Raw genomic sequence first — 1,969 nt, 5'->3', positions numbered from 1 at the left:
TATTGCCGGGCGCTCGTAGCGGCCCCCGCCGTCCTCCCCGCCCTGAATGCGCCCGTAGACGACCGTAGGTCTGTCGACAGGGGTCGGCCGCTAGCCTGCCGGCGGTTGGTGACGGGGGCGTGACGGGCGTGTGACGGTGCCCCCTGCAGCATGGCCCCATGAACGCAACCCGCGCGACGGGCGGCCACCAGAGCCGGAGTGCTCGGTGAGCCGCTTCACCCGCCGCGGCGACCGGGCGCTGGTGGCCGCCGCGGCCACGGCGCCACCAGCGCCACCAGCGCCGCTGGTGGCGCTGGTGGGACCTGTGGGACCTGCGCCATTGGTGGGATCGGGTGTAGCACGCGTGGCGGCGGGACCGTCTGGTCCGGCTGTGATCATGTCGCCCGACCAGGCAGTCGCGGCACTTGTCGCGGCGCTTGTCGGGGCGCTGTCGGGCTACCTCGATCCTGTCACCGGACTGCCCGACCCCTCGGCCGTCGTGCTCCAGGTGCGCGGCCGGGCGCTCGGTCTGGGCAACCTGCGCGGGCTGGACGCAGTCGGCCCGTTCTCGGCGGTAGAACTGCGCGGCGGTCAGATCGACTGTGTCGTCCGCTTCCAGGTGTGGGGCGCAGACCCGGCCGCCGCGGATGTGCGGATGACAGCCCTGCAGGGCGGCATCCTCGGGGCCGGGGCGGACCTGTGGGGCGCCGGCATCCTGCAGTTGGACGGCGTCGCAGGAGAGCTGGCCGTGGCTGATCGCGGAGCCTGGTCACGGACCGCCGACTACCACGTCCTGTTCGAGTATCACCTCGCACCGACATCGGACGCCGAGAGCCTGATCGCCGCGGTGCCCGTCGCCGCAGACCAGGAGGTGGCCGGCTCGCTCGTCGAGGAGCGGACTACGGTGACGGGCGACAGCGTCCGGTGGGACCAGGCCGGCGCGGCCCCGCTGGTGCTACGCGGCCGGCGCAGCGTCGAGCACCTGTCGATCGCGGCCTTCCTACCGGCTCCCACGCCTACGGGCGGGGTGCGGTTGCTGCGCACCAGCGACGACGCCACCGGTACACCGACCGGCTATCCGACGCTTGCGGCGTTCCTCGCGGCCGTTGCGGACCCGGTGTCTGCGCAACGCCACGGCGTATGGAGCTCCGTCTCGCTGGCGGACTTCGTCGCTGCCTTCGATGCCGCCGACGACCTGCTGCTCGGTGACTGGGATGGCGACGGGGTGCCGGATGAATACCAGGTCGGGCAGCTGTCCCTCGATCCGCCGATACCGCTCCCGAGCGCCCGGGACCGCCTGGAGATCTCCCTCGAAACCTCGCCCCTCGACCACATGGCCGTGGTCTACCTGCGGGCTTCACGAGCACTCGGCTGACGTGGTCGGCTGACGTGGTCGGCTGACGTGGAAGGAGAACGAAGCATGCTGAGAAGGAGAACAAGGCATGGCTGAGATGGTGTTGCCCGGCACCTACATCGAGGTGCGTCCGGAGGGGTTGATCGTCCCGGGGCGGGTGACCGTCGGGACGGTCGGCGTCGTGGGCACCGCTGGTAGGGGAGCGCTTGACACACCCGTCGCGGTCGGCGGCTTCCTCGACGCCCGCGAACGCTTCGGCCCCTACGACCCCTGGGTGGATGGCGAAAGCAACGAGCTGACCCTTGTACGGGCCATCGAGATCGCGGCCGCACACGGCGCGACCTCGATCATTGCGGTCCGGGTGTCCGCGGTGGACAGCCACGGTGCGCCCGTAGCCGCCGCCGCGACCTACACGCTCGCGTCGGCCGGCGGCGAGAGCGTCGTGCTCACGGCGAGTTCCCCGGGTACGTGGGGAAACGAACTGCTCGTGCAGGTGCTGACAGCCGACTCGCCGGCCTTCGTCGGCCCGGAGAAGCACACCGGCGCCACCTCGGCGTCCCTGCTGCACACGCCCGTGCTGGAAAGCGCCCGCAACCGGGTGCAGCTGTTCACCGCGGCCGACGGCGTGACGCGGTC

General features: G+C 71.6%; 1 protein-coding gene and 1 pseudogene. Both read left to right on the top strand.

Going from position 1 to position 1,969, the window contains the following annotated elements:
- The first annotated feature begins 205 nt into the window (after positions 1 to 205).
- Positions 206 to 1,354: a hypothetical protein gene (locus tag U9977_RS09185; RefSeq protein ID WP_322748777.1), complete on the top strand. Its 1,149-nt coding sequence runs from the start codon at positions 206 to 208 to the stop codon at positions 1,352 to 1,354.
- Positions 1,355 to 1,421: 67 nt separating this feature from the next.
- Positions 1,422 to 1,969, top strand: a pseudogene (locus U9977_RS09180) (phage tail sheath protein); the annotation flags it as partial.

Origin of the sequence: Protofrankia sp. Cas8, from assembly GCF_963555845.1 — a bacterium.
Taxonomy (GTDB): domain Bacteria; phylum Actinomycetota; class Actinomycetes; order Frankiales; family Frankiaceae; genus Protofrankia.
Note: the sequence above shows the minus strand (reverse complement) of the source record. Positions and strands in the feature narration are given on the sequence as shown.